Consider the following 18,085-nt stretch of genomic DNA (forward strand, 5'->3'; position numbering starts at 1 on the left):
TTTTAACACTATCATTCTCTCAACTATGGCTTATTCTGTTTCTGCCACCACTTCCTTCACCTCAGGGATCATACGCTTCATCATGCCTTCAATACCGGCTTTCAGCGTGATCATGGAAGAGGGACAACCTGAACAGGAACCCTGCAACATCAACGTTACAGTACCGTCGTCGTAATCTTTGAACTGAATTGCTCCGCCATCCATCTCTACTGCTGGTTTCACGTAGTTTTCAAGTAATTCCTTGATACGTTTTACCACATCAGTATCGTCTGCGCTCACTTCATTGGTCGCGGCAGCTTTTGTCACCACTATTTCCTCTTCGTTGATAACGGGACGGTTATCTTCCAGATATTCCTTCAGGAAGGCTTTTATAGTAGGTATAATATCGTTCCAGTCAGTCTCTGGTGTTTTTGTCAGCGTAATAAAATTAGCCATAACAAAAACACCCCTTATGAACGGGAAGCTGAACAACTCGACTGCCAGAGGAGACGGCTTAGCGCTGGCCTCATCCGGAAAATCGATGTGCTTACCTGGATACAACAGCTTGTTAGCCACAAACTTCATTGTTTCCGGGTTCGGCGTCATTTCCGTATATATGCTGATAATGGGATTGCCTGTTTTAATCATGGTACTCTAAACTTTTTGATGCAACAAAGGTAGCAACTTTCGTCCACATACCCAGTGGAATCAACCGCTTTCCGTATCGAATTTTACAATAGGGATATAGAGGTTTTTTAAATCACATGTGTTTTTTGTACAGTTTATCCCTAATCCGGCACCGTTTGTGCTGCATTATCAACTTCATGGCCGGCAGTCGGTTACTTCGGATTGCTTAAATGAATGCTTTTGTTATTTTCGCAGTTTTTCAGGTCTTAACCTACATCTAGAATGGTCAAGTATTTATTGGGAGTTGCGCTAATGCTCACCTGCATCTTTAACCAGGTCCACGCTCAACTGCCCCCCAAAAGGGAATTTCGTGCAGTATGGATTGCCACGGTGGAAAATATTGACTGGCCTTCCAGGAAAGGATTGCCGGTTGAGATACAGAAACAGGAATTTATTAATCTTCTCGATAAGCAACAGCGTAACGGCATGAATGCCGTTATTGTTCAGGTCCGTCCGGTTGCAGACGCCTTCTACGATTCTCCGTTCGAGCCATGGTCAGAATACCTGAGCGGTGTACAGGGACAGGCACCCAATCCCTATTATGATCCGCTCCGTTTTATGTTGGAAGAAACCCATAAACGGGGAATGGAATTCCATGCCTGGTTTAACCCTTACCGTGCTGCTATCAGCACCGGCAGGAATAACGTAGCGCCCAATCACATCACACGTATGCGGCCACAGTGGTTCGTCAATTTTGATGGTAAAAAATATTTTGATCCCGGCATTCCGGAAGTGCGTGAATACGTTACCCAGATCATCCGGGACGTTGTACGCCGCTATGATATAGATGCTATTCACTTCGATGATTATTTCTATCCTTACCCGGTCGCCAACAGGGACTTTCCCGACAACAATTCCTACCGCCAGTATGGCCGTAACATGATGAAAGACGACTGGCGCCGCTGGAACGTAGACACCATTATCCAGATGGTGGGCAAAATGATCAAGGAAGAAAAGCCCTGGGTAAAGTTTGGGATCAGCCCCTTCGGCATCTGGCGCAATAAAAATAAAGACCAGGACGGTTCTTATACAACAGGACTGGCGAATTATGACGACCTCTATGCGGACGTACGCAAATGGTTGAAGAACGGCTGGATTGATTATGTGGCTCCTCAGCTGTATTGGGAGCGGGGGCACCGGGCAGCCAACTACGAGCTGCTGCTGAACTGGTGGGCCCAGCATGGTTATGGCCGTAATGTATATATTGGTCATGGCGTATATCGCCTCCGTAGCAGCGCCGCCTGGAGTGTTCCGGCAGAGCTGCCGATACAGATCACAGAGGCCCGGACACTTAACACGATTCATGGCAGCGCCTTTTACAGCGCTAAATCATTCAATGGCAATCCTTTAGGATTTGAAGATACCCTGCGCAATCATTTCTACCGTTATCCGGCCCTGCGCCCTGCAATGCCCTGGATCAACCTGCCGGCACCGCTGCCTCCTTATTTTATAGATGCCTTTGAACGAACCGATGGCCTCCACCTTTATTGGGCAGACGATGATACCTCCGGTCGTACGCAACAGTATGTATTGTACCGTTTCAATGCCAGTGAATCCATCAATCTGAACGATCCTACCAAGATCCTGGCCATCATACAACAGATGCCCGACCCGCAGTTCATAGATTATTCCTACGTAAAAGGAAATCTTTACACCTACGTGGTAACAGCATTGAACCGCCTGCAAACCGAAAGCTGGGCAAGCGATCCTTTATATATGAAGAAGTCGGGGAGGAGAACATTGTTTATGTTTGACCCAGAACCGACGGCCAGATATCAGTAACATATTATGTATAAAAAGAGCGCCTGGATCACACTTTGATCCAGGCGCTCTTTTTATACAGTTATCTGACGCAATCAGGTCGCCGTTATGCGCTTCGGAGCCTCCGCTTATTTCGGTACATCCTCTCTTTTTGCGATGATGATCTGTTATTTATATACCGCCTGTACCGGCTTACCTACAGCTCCATTCGGCATCTGGATACGTAGCATGGCCGCAATGGTTGGTGCAATATCCGCCATACTAACCACATCATTGCTCGTTCCATGTTTCACATGCCAGCCCATAAACACCAGTGGCAGATGAGTATCATACGGATTCCAGTTGCCATGGGTGGTGCCCTTATCAGATCCTGAATACCAGCCTGGTTCGGGAATGATCGCTACCGATCCGCAACGCTTAGGGTTATATCCATTGGCGATCATCGTCTTGATCGGTTCTGGTATGGCACTGTTGCCCAGGTTATCCACATCTGCAGCAAATTGTACTCCGGGAAGCTTTTGCAGGTACTGAACAGTTGCTTTCTTTATCGCATCATAATCCAGTTTCTGCGCGGCGATCGTTTTGAGGTCAAATCCGACATGATAATTTTCTGTAGTCAGAGCCAGCTTGTCTGCGCCGAAACGCTCCTTCAGCAATGCATTCAATCCCGTTAACATCTTCCCGTCGGGCACTCCGGCCGGGATCTGATGTTCTTTCATAAATGCCACAGAATTGGCCGCCCCATGATCTGCAGACAGGAACACCAGGTAATTGCCCTTGCCTAAACGCTGGTCCAGGTAACGGAAGAAGGCCGACAGATCTTTGTCCAGACGCAGGTAGGTGTCTTCCACTTCAATAGAATTAGGTCCATACTTATGTCCCACGTAGTCTGTTGAAGCACAGTTGATAGCAAGAAAATCGGTCACTGTATTGTTCCCCAGCTGATATCCTTCAATGGCAGCTTTGGCAAATTCGAGCGTGAGGGTATTTCCGGAAGGAGTGGAGCGCAGGCTGCCTTTATCCTTCTGGTAAATATCCGGCATCTTATGTGGGAATGTAGCCGTTGTCTCTCCGCTGAAGGTGCCTTCCCATTTCATATCATCTGCAGTACTCTGGATATAGGTATTAATGGGATAGAGTGTTTCCCAGGACTTCGACATCATCTGTGCCGGCAGCTGGCGGGCATTAAAAGCCTTCACCCATTCCGGCAGGTCCTGCATGTAAAAGGAGCTGGTCACAAAGCTGGCATTGCTGTCATCCAGCCAAAAGGCGCCGTTGGCAACATGCCCTGCAGGCAGTATGGAGGCTCTGTCTTTCAGGGACACACCTACGACTTTAGAGCGGAAGTTCGTCGCTATTTTCAGCTCGTCAGTGATCGTAGAGGCAAGGAGGTTACGGGGCGACATCTTACCCGCGTCAGAGGTTGTGCCCACCGGCTGTACGGTAGTATCTTCTGTACAATACCAATGGCGGCCGCTTACCTGGTCTGTCCAGTCATTACCGGTAATACCGTGAATGGCAGGTACAGATCCCGTGTAAATCGTGCTGTGCCCTACAGCCGTAAAAGAAGGTAAATGGGTAATGAATGTGTTTTCACAGGAAAAGCCTTCTGACAACATTCTCCTGAATCCACCGGCTTCATAACGATCATAATACCGGTACAGGTAGTCCCAACGCATCTGGTCAACAACAATACCAACAACTAATTTCGGACGGTCCACCGGTTTCTGGGCAAAAACAGCAACTGTCTGCAACATCGCGCCGGTAAGCACCAGTGCAGACAGTGATTGACATATTTTTCTCATGATAGATAATTTCAACTACAAATAAGACCTGATTGTTAACGCCTTCGGCTATTTAAGGTTGTCAAATTATCTATCCTTTCAGAATTTGAATTGTACAAATATTACCAACGGGAATATACCGGGATAAACCCGCTGCTTGTTCTCTGCGTCTTCTCTGCTTATTCTCTCCTTGTTCTCTCACATAGGAAAAGTGTCTTTCCGGCTATCTTCCCTTATAAAAAGCAGGCAATGGTTGTTCCGCCAGTCATCTCAGATCATTGACTTATCGCTGGTTGCAGCCAGAGATACAGCGCTGCAGCAATAGCCGCACCAACAAAAGGGCCAGCCACCGGAATCCAGGCGTAGTCCCATCCACTACCTGCCTTTCCTTTTACTGGCAGGATGGCATGCATGATACGCGGACCTAAATCTCTTACCGGGTTGATAGCATACCCTGTCGTGCCTCCCAGTGAAAGTCCAATTGCCAATACCAGCAGGGCCACAGGCAATGCTCCCAGGGAACCCATTCCCACCGGTGTTTTCTCTGCCCCTAGTTCAGCCCCGGTAAAGTAAAAGATAGTGAACAATAGTACAAAGGTGCCTATCACCTCACTGCCGAAATTCCGCCCGTTATTCCTGATGGCCGGGGCCGTGCAGTAACAGGCCTGGATCAGGCCCGGATCTGCTGTGGCATCCAGATGATCCTTATAATAAAACCAGACAAGGAATCCTCCTGTCATGGCGCCCAGTAACTGAACCAGGATAAACATCGGAACAGCTGACCAGGCAAACTTTCCGGCTATAGCCATTGCCAGCGTCACGGCAGGGTTCAGGTGTGCGCCGCTATAAGGACCGGCCACGACTACACCCACAAATACGGCCAGTGCCCAGCCGGTCGTGATCACGATCCAGCCACCGCCATTGCCTTTTGTCTTATTAAGAATAACATTTGCCACTACGCCATTACCCAGCAGTATCAATAACATGGTTCCCAGAAACTCTGCTAATAAAGGGTTCATTGAAGAATTATTTTTATCAGTTAGTCATTTTAGTGGTGCGGGAATGATTAAGTCAGATCATCCGCAGGTTGTATTATTGGCTTACTACGGCGTCTTCCTGTGCCGAGAATTTTGCCCAGGCCTTCACCGCCTTTACTGCATGGCTCCAGCCTTTGATCCATTTGTGCACCTGCTCTTCCTTACCTGCCGGGGTGAAAGAGTGGTCCACCTGCCACTGGCGGGCAATTTCTTCCTGGTCTTTCCAGAAGCCGGTTGCGAGTCCCGCCAGATAAGCCGCTCCCATAGCCGTTGTTTCCGTGATCCTGGGACGTATTACCTGCGTACCCAGGATATCGGCCTGGAACTGCATGAGCAAATTGTTATTGGTGGCTCCGCCATCTACCCGCAATTCTTTTATGCTGATACCGGCATCCGCTTCCATCGCACGCAGTACCTCCATGGTCTGGTAGGCGATACTTTCCAGGGCAGCTCTGGCAATATGCGCCGACGTTGTACCCCTGGTCATGCCTACAAGCGTACCTCTGGCATGCTGATCCCAGTGAGGAGCACCCAGACCTGCGAAGGCCGGTACCAGGTATACGCCGTCATTGTGGGCCACCTTTGCCGCCAGACCTTCCACCTCTGAGGAGGACCGGATGATGCCCAATCCATCACGCAGCCATTGTACTACGGCTCCGGCAATGAAGATGCTACCTTCCAGGGCATATTCCACCTTTCCGTTTATTTTCCATGCAATAGTGGTAACCAGGTTGTTCTGCGAAATGATGGGCTGTCCGCCGATGTTCATCAGCATAAAACATCCTGTGCCATAGGTATTCTTTACCATTCCCGGAGAGGTACACATCTGTCCAAACAGGGCGGCATGCTGGTCGCCCGCAATACCGGCGATAGGAATGGTTACAGAGAAAATAGATGTTGCCGTTTCTGCAATCAGCTCACTGGACTGCTTTACTTCCGGCAGCATGGTAGCCGGAATATCAAAGAGGGACAATAGTTCTTCATCCCAGCTCTGGGTTTGTATGTTGAATAACATTGTCCGTGACGCATTGGTAATATCTGTCGCGTGGGTTTTCCCTTCTGTCAGGTTCCATACCAGCCAGGCATCTACTGTCCCAAAGGCCAGTAATCCTTTGGCTGCCTTTTCCCGCGCGCCCTCAACATTATCCAGTATCCATTTCACTTTCGTTGCAGAGAAATAGGCGTCAATGACAAGACCGGTCTTTTCCCGGATCATCTGTCCATGCCCTGCTGCCTTCAATTCATCGCAGTAGGCCGCGGTACGCCGGTCCTGCCATACAATGGCGTTGTGAACAGGCTTACCTGTACGGCGATCCCACACAATGGTGGTCTCCCGTTGATTGGTGATCCCGATCGCCGCGATATCAGTTCCCCTCAGTCGTGCCTTAGCCACTGCTTCTGCGGCAACGCCCAACTGGCTGGACCAGATCTCGCTGGCATCATGTTCCACCCATCCGGGGGAAGGGAAGATCTGTCTGAATTCTTTCTGGGCTACAGATACAATCGCGCCGGCTTTATCAAAGATGATCGCCCTTGAGCTGGTGGTACCCTGATCCAATGCCAGGACATACCGGGTTATTTCCTTTTCCTTCATATAGCTTACACGTGAAATTTAACGGGTATGGAACTATGGTTTATTTTGTCGATGATAATTAATGCAACTGATAATGTGCTGCTATGGCAGTAAAGGTTTTCACCTGTTCATCCTCCCAGGCCTTGTCTTTCTCCAGCTCTTTCGCCAGTATAGCAGCAACGGCTGGAGCCATTTCCACCGCGGCCCGCGCATCCAGCAAAAGGGCACGTAGTCTTCGGGACAAAACATCATCTACCGTGCGGGCCATTTCCTGTTGCACAGCCCAGACAACCTGCGCCTTAATATAGGGCAAGCGGGGATGCAGTTGTTCCGCAAGATCCGGATTGGCTTTTATCAATGCATTGATCGGTTCTGCATCACTACCATACACGTCCAGTGGGGCAGGAGCGGCGGCCATCGTCGTATAGCCATGGATATGCAGGGTTTGCGTTGAACAGGGCACTGCAGCCAGTCCGCCTATAGTAATGGCCGCGTCCACAGTATCTTCCGCCATTTTGCGGAAGGTAGTCCACTTACCACCTGTGATGGTAATTAGTCCGGAAGCGGCGGTAATCAGTTTATGGCTGCGGGATATTTCCTTGGTGCTATCGGTATCTTTCTGCGGAGCAGCCAGCGGTCGCAGGCCCGCATATACGCTCAGCACATCCGCGCGGGTAGGCGCTTTTTGCAGGTAACTCCCGGCAGTTTGCAGAATGAAATTAATCTCAGTTTCGAGCGCCTGTGGCTCCAGGCTATGATCGTTAAGCGGCGTATCCGTCGTGCCAACCAACACTTTTCCGTGCCAGGGCAACGCAAACAATACACGCCCGTCAGCCGTTTTCGGGATCATCAGCGCGCTGGTGCTGTTCAGGAAGCTCGCATCCAGCACTACGTGTACGCCCTGACTAGGGCGGATAGTGGGCCGGGCGCCCGGTTCGTCCATCTGCAACACCTCGTCTGCAAATACACCTGTGGCGTTGATCACCGTTTTAGCCTGCAGATCATAGGTATTTCCCGTTTCCAGGTCTTTAGCGCTTACGCCGTCTATCTTTCCATTTCCATCTTTCCGCAGACTGGTCACTTTAAAATAGTTCAGGAGTACCGCTCCCTTTTCTGTCGCTGTCTGGGCAATATTTACTGCCAGACGGGAATCATCAAATTGTCCGTCATGATAAACAATGCCGCCTTTCAGTCCTTCGCGGCGTATAGCCGGCAAGGCCTTAATGACTGCCTGTCGCCCGATTACGCGTGAAGGCCCGAGGCTGAGTCGTCCTGAGAGCAGGTCATAAAGTTTTAGTCCTATGCCATAGAAAGGCCCCTGCCACCATTTATAATAGGGTATAATAAACTCCTGGTCGTGTGCGAGATGTGGCGCATTTGCCAGCAGCAGTCCTCTTTCGTATAGGGCCTCTTTCACCAGTCCTACGTCACCCTGGGCCAGGTAGCGTACCCCGCCGTGTACCAGTTTGGTACTTCGGCTGGAAGTTCCCTTGGCAAAATCCGACTGTTCCAGCAGTAGGGTGTGGAAACCCCGCTGGGCGGCATCCATGGCGATGCCCAATCCGGTAGCGCCGCCGCCGATCACAATAATATCCCAAACGACTGTTGCCGTATTGCCTAGCTGTTGTTGAAAGGTTAACCTGTTCATTGTGAGGACTATGCTTTATTTTCTTTTAATTAGTTTCAGTTTATTTCATTCACATAGGAAGAAAAAGTAGCGGGCGCTGGCCGTCCCGTAAATCGAAAATAAATGTTTTGTTCATTCCTTTTCAGGAAGTTAATGTATAAACGCACATTTATACATGATATTCCTCACTTTTTACTAAATATTTTTTCTGATGCAATGTGTTAAATTCAACAACATGAAAGTACTTTTGTAACGAATTGGAAGAAGGCATAACTGTATTTGTTCCAAATCTGTTTAAAACATGTAATGCTTTTTTCTACAACTGCTAATTTTTTGCGCGTATGTCAATGATCAATATTGCAGAAAGACACAAATACATTCTTGACCGTTTAGCCGAAAAAGGATATGTGAATGTAGTGGATCTCTGCAAGGAACTGGATGTTTCCGGTGTTACCATTCGTAAAGACCTCAAACTGCTTGAAGACAAGTCCCTGTTATTCCGCTCACACGGGGGCGCTACAGTCAACAATCCTTACATTAACGACAAACCTGTCAACGAGAAGGAGAAGCTGCGCCGGGATGAGAAGAACAATATCGCCATCGCAGCATCTGCCATGATAGCCCCGAACGATGCCATTATCATCTCTTCAGGAACAACAGCCCTGGCGCTGTCCCGGAATATCCATCCTAAAGGCCACCTGACCGTGATCACCCCGGCCCTGAACGTAGCGCAGGAGTTGTTACGCCATCCGGAGATCGAGGTATTGCAGCTGGGAGGTATTGTACGCAACAGTTCTTCCTCAGTAACAGGCACTTACGCCGAAAGGATCCTGGCCGATTTCTCCGTTTCCAAATTATTTTTGGGGCTGGAGGGTATTGATATTGAATTTGGCCTGACCACAACCAATCTCCTGGAAGCCCAGCTGAACCAGCGCATGGTGGCAACCGCACAGAAAACTATTGTACTGGCAGACTCCTCCAAATTCGGACGTCGTGGTTTCGGAAAGATCTGCGACCTGGAAGAAGTGGATGAGATCATTACCGACAGCGGTGTTTCAGCACATATTGTGAAGGCGTTGGAAGAAATGGGGATAAATGTTACAATCGTTTAATAGTTAATCTATTACATCATACTCGCCTGTGTTTGTAGCAATTTCAGCTAATTGCCGGAGGGTTTTATATATTATTATCGCGTCTGTTGGCCCATCCGTTTGGTCCTGGGCGTAACCATACGTTTATGGTTCGTAGGCGACGCATTTCCCTCCCCGGGGTTAGAAACCCCGCGCTACAAACGCTAAGGTCCGCCTTTGGCGCGGCTGATATCCGTGGATAGTTTCATTAGTATCTCTAGTGTACCAATCCGGTACCAACGGTGTACCAATGGCCTCATCTTATGTTCATCTTACGTTCAAAACGTAGGATGAACATAAGATGAGGCCATTGGTACACCGTTGGTACCGGATTGGTACTATACAGATGCAGGAAACCATACGCGAAAATGATCCCTTCGCGCGGCCTTGCGTTTGCTTACTTGAGAAACCGGTTTTCTTCATGGTTCGATCCGATCCCAATTAGGACAAGATTCGGTTGAGATATAGTAGAGATATACTCATCCTCCCTTAATCCTCCCTTTTTTAACGGAAGATTAAGGGAGGATGAGTATATCTCTACTATATCTGTACTATATCTCCACTGGATCCGCAAGCTTGTATTGTCTCAATCCCCCACGAAAGGGCGGTGATTTCCCCTTCCTTTCCGCCGAAACCCCATTTGCCCTCAACGCATTAAACATTTTCGTCACCCAACATGGCCCTTTCAGGGGCAAATATGGTCAGTTATTACCTGTCCTCTTATTTAATTCTAACGAATGCCAGTACTTTTTTAATCTTTTCTAATTTTTTGGGGTTATACAAAAACTTTCGTAAAAAATACCGGTTTCCTTTAGTATCTTTATACCGTTCCCGAAAAATTACGGTACCTCAACCGCCTGGAGTAAGCGGGGAAGGTGTGCCAAGGTCAAAAAATCTAAACGAATGCAAGAAGTGAAGCAATTGCAAGGACTGTATCACCCGGATTTTGAGCATGATGCATGCGGAACAGGCTTTACTGCCCATATCAAGGGCCGTAAATCGCATCAGATCATCCGGGATGCGTTGACCATGTTGGAAAACATGGAGCACCGCGGTGCATGTGGTTATGAGCAAAACACCGGTGATGGTGCTGGTATCCTTATCCAGCTGCCACACGAGTTCCTGTACGACGAATGCCTTAAGATAGGCATTAGCCTCCCTGAATTTGGAAAATACGGGGTAGGCATGATTTTCTTTCCGAAAGAGCCTCGCTGGCGCGAAGAGTGCCGTGAGATCCTGAACCGAGCGGCCGAGAAACTGGGACTGGAAATACTGGGTTACCGTAAGGTGCCGGTACGTCCCGATGGCATAGGTGAAGGCGCCCTTTCTGTTGAACCGGAAATTGAACAGGTATTTATTGCCTGTCCTTATCATATTACGGACAATGACACTTTTGAGCGTAAACTCTTCGTGCTGCGTAACTACGTTTCTAAAACCGTTCGCAACACTGTTCCGAAAGAGAAAGCGCTTTTCTACATTCCGTCCCTTTCTACCAAGACTATTGTATATAAAGGTCAGTTAACAACTTACCAGGTACGTCACTATTACGCTGACCTCAGCGATGAGAAGATGGTATCTGCGTTTGCACTGATCCACTCCCGTTTCGCTACCAACACGTTCCCTAGCTGGCGTCTGGCTCACCCTTACCGCTACATAGCGCACAATGGTGAGATCAACACCCTGAAAGGCAACCTGAACTGGTTAAGGGCAGGAGAGAAGGACTTCGTTTCCAAATACTTCTCACAGGAAGAGATGGACATGATCCTTCCACTTGTGGAAGAAGGACAGTCTGACTCTGCCAGCCTGGATAACGTAGTGGAACTGCTGCTGCTCACCGGCCGCTCCCTGCCACATGTAATGATGATGCTCATCCCTGAAGCCTGGGATGGCAACGACGACATGGATCCGGTGAAGAAAGCCTTCTATGAATACCATGCTTCTCTTATGGAGCCATGGGATGGTCCGGCTTGTATCTCCTTCACAGATGGTAAGATCATTGGTGGTACCCTGGATCGTAACGGTCTGCGTCCTGCCCGCTTTGTTATCACTAAAGATGACCGCGTGATCATGGCTTCTGAAGCTGGTGTACTGCCAATAGATCCTAAGAATGTAAAAGAAAAAGGCCGCCTGCAGCCTGGTAAAATGTTCATCGTGGACATGGAACAGGGCCGTATCATCGGCGATGAGGAGCTGAAACAGAATATCTGCTCTCAGCAACCTTATGGCGAGTGGCTGAATAAATATAAGATCCGCCTGGAAGAACTGTCTGAGCCAAGGGTTACTTTCACCCACCTGGAACACGATCAGATCTTTAAATACCAGCGCGCCTTCGGTTATTCTACAGAAGATCTTTACACCATCATCGCGCCAATGGCCCTCGATGGTAAAGAGCCGGTAGGTTCCATGGGTACGGATGCTCCGCTGGCCGTGCTGAGTGACCAGCCACAGCACCTGACCAGCTACTTCAAACAGCTGTTCGCACAGGTAACCAATCCGCCTATCGATCCGATCCGTGAAAAGCTGGTAATGTCATTGGCTACCTATGTAGGTAACAATGGTAACCTGCTGGACGAAGATCCGCTGCACTGTCATGGTCTGGCGCTTCGTCACCCGATCCTGACCAACTTCGAACTGGAAAAGATCCGTAGTATTGATACCGGCTTGTTCCAGGCTAAGACCCTCCATACTTACTTCAGGGCTGACGGCAAACCGGGCTCTCTGGAAAAAGGCCTGCAGCGTTTGTGCCGTTATGCGGTAGATGCTGTGGAAGATGGCTTCGAAGTGATTATCCTGTCAGACAGGGCGATCGACTCAGAACACGCCGCTATACCTTCACTGCTGGCTGCATCTGCCGTACACCACCACCTCATCCGCAAAGGATACCGTGGCCAGGTAGGTCTGATCGTAGAAGCCGGAGATGTATGGGAAGTGCACCACTTTGCCTGTCTGTTGGGCTTTGGCGTAACCGCCATCAACCCGTACCTGGCACTGAGCACCATCCGTGACCTGAAGCTGAACGACAAACTGGAGACAGAACTGGATGTGGATAAACTGAAGAAGAACTACATCAAGGCTGTATGCGACGGTTTGCTGAAAGTATTCTCTAAAATGGGTATCTCCACCCTGCAATCATATCAGGGTGCACAGATATTTGAAATATTAGGTATCAACCGCCAGGTAGTAGATAAATATTTCACCGGCGCCGTATCCCGTATACAGGGTATGGGCCTCGATGAAATAGCCCGCGAAACACTGGCTAAACACTGGATGGGTTACGGCCGCAAGGAAACACCTGTACAGCGTCTGACAACCGGCGGTATCTACCAGTGGAAGAGAAAAGGGGAATTCCACCTCTTCAACCCGACCACTATCCACCTCTTACAATATGCTACCCGCATGGGCGATTACAGCGTATTTAAGAAGTACTCAAAAGCAGTGAACGACCAGAGCGAAAAAGCAGCCACGCTGCGTAGCCTGTTCTCGTTCAAACGTACCCGTCCTTCTGTTCCGTTGGAAGAAGTTGAATCTGCTGAAAGCATCCTGAAACGTTTTGCTACAGGCGCGATGAGCTTTGGTTCCATTTCCCACGAAGCACACTCCACACTGGCTATCGCGATGAACCGTATCGGCGCCAAGAGCAATACCGGTGAGGGTGGTGAAGATGAACTGCGTTACGAACTGCTGCCAAATGGTGATAGCATGCGCTCTGCCATCAAGCAGGTAGCAAGCGCCCGTTTTGGTGTAACAAGTAATTATCTGACAAACGCGGACGAGCTCCAGATCAAGATGGCACAGGGTGCTAAACCTGGAGAAGGCGGACAGTTACCTGGTCATAAAGTAGATGATTGGATCGCGAAGGTTCGTCACTCCACACCAGGTGTAGGTCTGATCTCTCCTCCTCCGCACCATGATATTTATTCCATCGAGGACCTTGCACAATTGATCTTTGACCTGAAAAATGCTAACCGTGCCGCACGTATCAGTGTAAAACTGGTATCCAAGGCTGGTGTTGGTACCATCGCTGCCGGTGTTGCCAAAGCAAAAGCGGATGTAGTGCTTATCGCCGGTTATGACGGTGGTACCGGTGCTTCTCCGATCAGCTCTATCAAACATGCAGGTCTGCCGTGGGAACTGGGTCTGGCTGAAACACACCAGACGCTGGTAAAGAACAAACTGCGCAGCCGCGTAGTGGTGCAGACCGATGGTCAGCTGAAAACAGGCCGTGACATTGCTATCGCTACCCTGCTGGGTGCAGAGGAATGGGGTGTAGCAACTGCCGCACTGGTAGCAGAAGGATGTATCATGATGCGTAAATGTCACCTGAATACCTGTCCTGTAGGTGTAGCCACCCAGGATCCTGAACTGCGCAAGCGCTTCAACGGTGATGCAGAGAACGTAGTGAACCTGTTCAAGTTCCTGGTAGAAGAATTCCGTGAGATCATGGCAGACCTCGGGTTCCGTAAGGTAACCGACATGGTTGGCCAGGTAGACAGCCTCCAGGTACGTGAAAACATCACTCACTGGAAGTACAAACAACTCGATCTGTCTCCAATATTATATAAAGAACCAGCTGCTGACGAAACAGGGCTGTTCAAACAGGAAGAGCAGGATCACGGTATCGGTGAAGTGATTGACTGGCAGCTGCTGAAATCAGCACAGCCGGCACTGGAGAAAAAAGCCCGTGTATTCCACCAGTATAATATCAAAAACACCGACAGGGCCGTAGGTACCATCCTCAGTAACGAAATATCCAAACGTTACGGCGGAGCCGGTCTTCCGGAAGATACTATCCACTACAAGTTTGTGGGTTCTGCAGGTCAAAGCTTCGGTGCTTTCAACACGAAAGGTGTAACACTGGAACTGGAAGGAGAGGCAAATGACTACTTCGGTAAAGGTTTATCCGGTGCTAAACTGATCCTTTATCCTTCTCCTGAAGCAGGTTTTAAAGCGGAAGAAAACATCATCGCAGGTAACGTTGCCCTTTACGGTGCAACATCCGGCGAGGCTTACATCCGTGGTAAAGCCGGTGAACGCTTCTGTGTACGTAATTCCGGCGCTACCATCGTAGCAGAAGGTGTTGGCGATCACGGTTGTGAATACATGACAGGAGGTAAAGCGGTGATACTCGGAGAAACCGGCCGCAACTTCGGTGCAGGTATGAGCGGTGGTATTGCTTATATATATGATGTAAAAGGTGTGTTTGCAGGACGTTGCAACAAGGACATGATCGACCTGGATCCGCTGGACCAGCAGGATGCTGCCGAACTGCAGGACCTGATCACCAAGCATCATGCATATACGAACAGTACCGTGGCTAAGTTCATACTGAAAGACTGGGAAAACCAGCTGCGCCACTTCGTGAAAGTGTTCCCGAAAGAGTACAAAGCTGTACTGAACGCAAGCAAAACGGGCGCACAGAAGGTAGAGAAGTAGTAACATTCTAACATCTAAGACAAGAGACAATGGGCAAACCAACAGGATTCCTGGAATTTACCCGGGAACTGCCGGGCAAAACTCCTGCTAAGGAGAGAGTCCAACACTATAACGAATTCGTAGAAAAGTATTCAGAATCAAAACTGAATGAACAGTCTGCGCGCTGCATGAACTGTGGCGTTCCATTCTGTCACAGTGGTTGTCCTCTGGGCAACGTGATCCCTGAGTTCAACGATGCAGTATATCAGAAAGACTGGAAAGAAGCTTATGAAATATTGACCAGTACAAATAACTTCCCGGAATTCACAGGCCGTATCTGTCCTGCTCCGTGTGAAAGCGCCTGCGTACTGGGTATCAATCAGCCTCCGGTAGCTATTGAAGAAATTGAGCGTCACATCATTGAAGTGGCATTCGACAAAGGGCTGGTACAGGCTAAAACACCAAGGGTACGTACTGGTAAAAAGATAGCGGTGATCGGTTCTGGTCCTGCGGGGCTGGCTGCTGCCGCTCAGCTGAACTATGCTGGCCACAGTGTGACTGTATTTGAAAGAGATGACGCTCCTGGTGGTCTGCTTCGTTACGGTATTCCTGACTTCAAACTGGAGAAATGGGTAATAGACCGTCGTGTGAAACTGATGGAAGAAGAGGGTGTGGTGTTCCAGTGTAATGCAAACGTGGGCGTGAATGTAAGCGTGAACGATCTGCTGCGTGAATACAATGCGATCGTACTGGCTGGAGGATCCACTATCCCACGTGACCTGAGCATTCCTGGTCGTCAGCTGCACGGCGTGCATTATGCGATGGATTTCCTGAAGCAACAGAACAAGCGTGTAAGTAACCGTCCTGTATCCGGTAATGATATCCTCGCAACTGGCAAGAATGTTGTTGTAATAGGCGGCGGTGATACTGGTTCTGACTGCGTAGGTACATCCAACCGTCATGGAGCAAAAAGTGTAACCCAGCTGGAACTGTTGCCAAAACCTCCCGGAGAGCGTACACCATATATGCCATGGCCTACCTACCCTATGGTATTGAAAACATCCTCCTCACATGAAGAAGGTGCACACCGTCAATGGGCAATTGGTACAAAGGAATTTGTCGGCGATGAAAATGGTAACCTGAAAGGGTTAAAAATAGTAAACCTCGAATGGGCCCTGGGCCCCGATGGCAGACCAGGCGGCTTCAAAGAAGTTCCTGGCAGTGAACAGGAGATCCCTTGTGAAGCGGCTTTCCTGGCGATGGGTTTCTTACATCCTCAACATACCGGCCTGCTGGAAGAACTGGGCGTGGAAAAAGATGAACGTGGGAATGTAAAAGCCACTGAGAAAGCCTACCAGACTACCATACCAAAGGTATTTGCTGCTGGCGACATGCGCCGCGGACAGTCCCTGGTGGTATGGGCTATCAGTGAAGGTCGTGAGTGCGCCAGAAAAGTGGATGAATTCCTGATGGGCGCATCACAACTCGAAAGTAAAGATGATTCATTGCAGGCATTGGCCGTTTAAAAACGCCAATGCTGCACAGAACTTATAAAAATATCAAAGAGTCTCATAAGCAGGTTTAGATTTTGTTGTAACCTTCAGCCGGGCCGGGTCTTTACCCGGCCTTTTACTTGCTAGCCGTGCAGACCGTTGCCGTTTTTTCATATATATTTACAGTATAAATTATCCCTGGAATCCCTATGAGAGCACTTTTATTGTTACTGCTGGCAGGCCTGTTCCTGCTGCCGGCCTACGCCCAGAAAAAAATCACACTGCAGCCCGTGGAGAACAAGCTGGATAGTGTAAAACACTATCGCAAGATCCTTATTGTCGGAGAAGGTAGTATGCAGTCGCGTATGTACATGGATCATCTCTCTGTAGAGCTGATCAAAGAACTGAAAGCACATAATATCGACTGCAAATATGAATACCTCGGAGATCCTCATAAGCTGGATACTGATGAAGTCCTGAAGAAAGTAGCCGCCTGGCCTCATGATGCAGTGCTTCGCTTCTCTCCGCTGTCGGCCTCTATGGATCAGCAGACGAATTACATTAGTACTGCCCCTCAAATGGGATACAACGGAGTGATGTCATATACAGGCGGCGGAACAGTAAGCCAAATGTACCTGGTCGACGAGTTTGATATTACACTGATTGAAGGACCTGAAACAATATGGTCTGCACGTTTGTCGACCAGCATCGAAATGGCAAAATTTACGGTGTACAAAAGGATCCGCAAAGTGATATTTGATGATATGAAGAAACAGAACGTACTGGCACTCTAATGCCCTCCTTCGTGAAAAACAGTACATTTGTAGCCATATGAGGCAGTTGGTACTTTCTATCATCTTTTGCACAGGCCTTGTGCAATTCACATCCGCTCAGGTTGGCACTTCAGTTTACGATACCCACCAATACAAAAAAGGTATCTATAAAACCTTCCAGGAATTCAGGGCAAACAATCCTTCTATTACCGGAACAATTACGGTGAAGAATAAAACGCCTGCAGCACAGGTCTATCTGCTGTCAGCGCCTAACGAGCTGAATCTGGTAGACTCTACCGGTAAAGAGCAGAAAGTGAAGAAATACTGGGGCTATTCAGATGGTACCTCCATTTACATAAAAGACAATGGACTGAATAAACTGGAAGAGATCGGGTACTATTGCCTGTATCGCATCCACTCCATTACCTCCGCTACACCCAACAGGGCCACAGGAGGCATGGTTTTCGAAAATACCCCTCCGCAAACGGCCGATAAGAGGGTATTGAATCTCGTAACCGGAGATGTATATGACCTGACATTGTTCAATATGCGCAGATATATACTAACCCAGGATACTGCATTATTGCGGGAATTCAACGAAGACAAACAGAACAAGAGTAAACTGATATATTATATTCAGAAGTTCAACCAGCGAAACACGCCATCCTGGTAATATAAAACCGGCATTTTATTTCAGAAGTCCTGTCTATGACGGGACTTTTTTTATACCTTCCAACTCAGCAGGTATAGTATTTGTTTGATTAACCAGGTGAGCATACGTACCCTAAAGTGTTTTATTTCAGTAAATTACTATATAAGTAACCTTATT

Annotated in this window: 11 protein-coding genes; 6 read left to right on the forward strand and 5 right to left on the reverse strand. The window is 48.7% G+C overall.

Going from position 1 to position 18,085, the window contains the following annotated elements:
* Nucleotides 1-30: 30 nt before the first annotated feature.
* Nucleotides 31-627: a NifU family protein gene (locus L3C95_RS03200; protein ID WP_236385113.1), complete on the reverse strand. Its 597-nt coding sequence runs from the start codon at nt 625-627 to the stop codon at nt 31-33.
* Nucleotides 628-888: 261 nt separating this feature from the next.
* Here L3C95_RS03200 and L3C95_RS03205 point away from each other — a divergent pair, with 261 nt between their 5' ends.
* The gene (locus L3C95_RS03205) at nt 889-2,448 is read left to right on the forward strand and encodes a glycoside hydrolase family 10 protein (RefSeq protein WP_236385114.1); all 1,560 of its coding nucleotides are present in this window, start codon (nt 889-891) and stop codon (nt 2,446-2,448) included.
* Between the two features lie 146 nt (nt 2,449-2,594).
* On the opposite strand, the gene pafA is transcribed toward L3C95_RS03205, so the two are convergent.
* The 4 genes from pafA to L3C95_RS03225 all read right to left on the reverse strand — a co-directional run bounded on the left by pafA (nt 2,595) and on the right by L3C95_RS03225 (nt 8,469).
* Nucleotides 2,595-4,232, reverse strand: coding sequence for an alkaline phosphatase PafA (gene pafA / locus L3C95_RS03210; RefSeq protein ID WP_236385115.1), 1,638 nt, complete (start codon nt 4,230-4,232; stop codon nt 2,595-2,597).
* Nucleotides 4,233-4,486: 254 nt separating this feature from the next.
* On the reverse strand, nt 4,487-5,230 hold the full coding sequence (locus L3C95_RS03215; RefSeq protein ID WP_236385116.1) for an MIP/aquaporin family protein: 744 nt from the start codon (nt 5,228-5,230) through the stop codon (nt 4,487-4,489).
* A gap of 73 nt (nt 5,231-5,303) precedes the next feature.
* Nucleotides 5,304-6,842 carry a glycerol kinase GlpK gene (gene glpK, locus L3C95_RS03220; RefSeq protein WP_236385117.1) on the reverse strand — a complete coding sequence of 513 codons (1,539 nt, stop codon included), beginning with the start codon at nt 6,840-6,842 and terminating at the stop codon, nt 5,304-5,306.
* 58 nt (nt 6,843-6,900) lie between these two features.
* Nucleotides 6,901-8,469, reverse strand: a complete 1,569-nt coding sequence (locus L3C95_RS03225) for a glycerol-3-phosphate dehydrogenase/oxidase (protein ID WP_236385118.1) — start codon at nt 8,467-8,469, stop codon at nt 6,901-6,903.
* 320 nt (nt 8,470-8,789) lie between these two features.
* On the opposite strand from L3C95_RS03225, the gene L3C95_RS03230 reads away from it, so the two are divergent.
* The 5 genes from L3C95_RS03230 (at nt 8,790) to L3C95_RS03250 (ending at nt 17,929) form a co-directional block, all read left to right on the forward strand.
* Entirely contained in the window at nt 8,790-9,560 is a 771-nt protein-coding gene (locus tag L3C95_RS03230; protein ID WP_199654382.1) for a DeoR/GlpR family DNA-binding transcription regulator, read from the forward strand.
* 921 nt (nt 9,561-10,481) lie between these two features.
* On the forward strand, nt 10,482-15,011 hold the full coding sequence (gene gltB, locus L3C95_RS03235; RefSeq protein ID WP_236385120.1) for a glutamate synthase large subunit: 4,530 nt from the start codon (nt 10,482-10,484) through the stop codon (nt 15,009-15,011).
* 29 nt (nt 15,012-15,040) lie between these two features.
* Nucleotides 15,041-16,516 (forward strand): glutamate synthase subunit beta, encoded by a 1,476-nt coding sequence (locus L3C95_RS03240; protein ID WP_236385123.1) that lies wholly within the window; start codon nt 15,041-15,043, stop codon nt 16,514-16,516.
* Nucleotides 16,517-16,692: 176 nt separating this feature from the next.
* A complete protein-coding gene (locus L3C95_RS03245) occupies nt 16,693-17,277 on the forward strand; it encodes a hypothetical protein (protein WP_236385125.1) in 585 nt (194 codons plus the stop codon).
* 37 nt (nt 17,278-17,314) lie between these two features.
* Nucleotides 17,315-17,929, forward strand: a complete 615-nt coding sequence (locus L3C95_RS03250; protein WP_236385127.1) for a hypothetical protein — start codon at nt 17,315-17,317, stop codon at nt 17,927-17,929.
* The last annotated feature ends 156 nt before the right edge of the window (nt 17,930-18,085 follow it).

Source organism: Chitinophaga filiformis (assembly GCF_021646545.1).
Classification (GTDB): domain Bacteria; phylum Bacteroidota; class Bacteroidia; order Chitinophagales; family Chitinophagaceae; genus Chitinophaga; species Chitinophaga filiformis_A.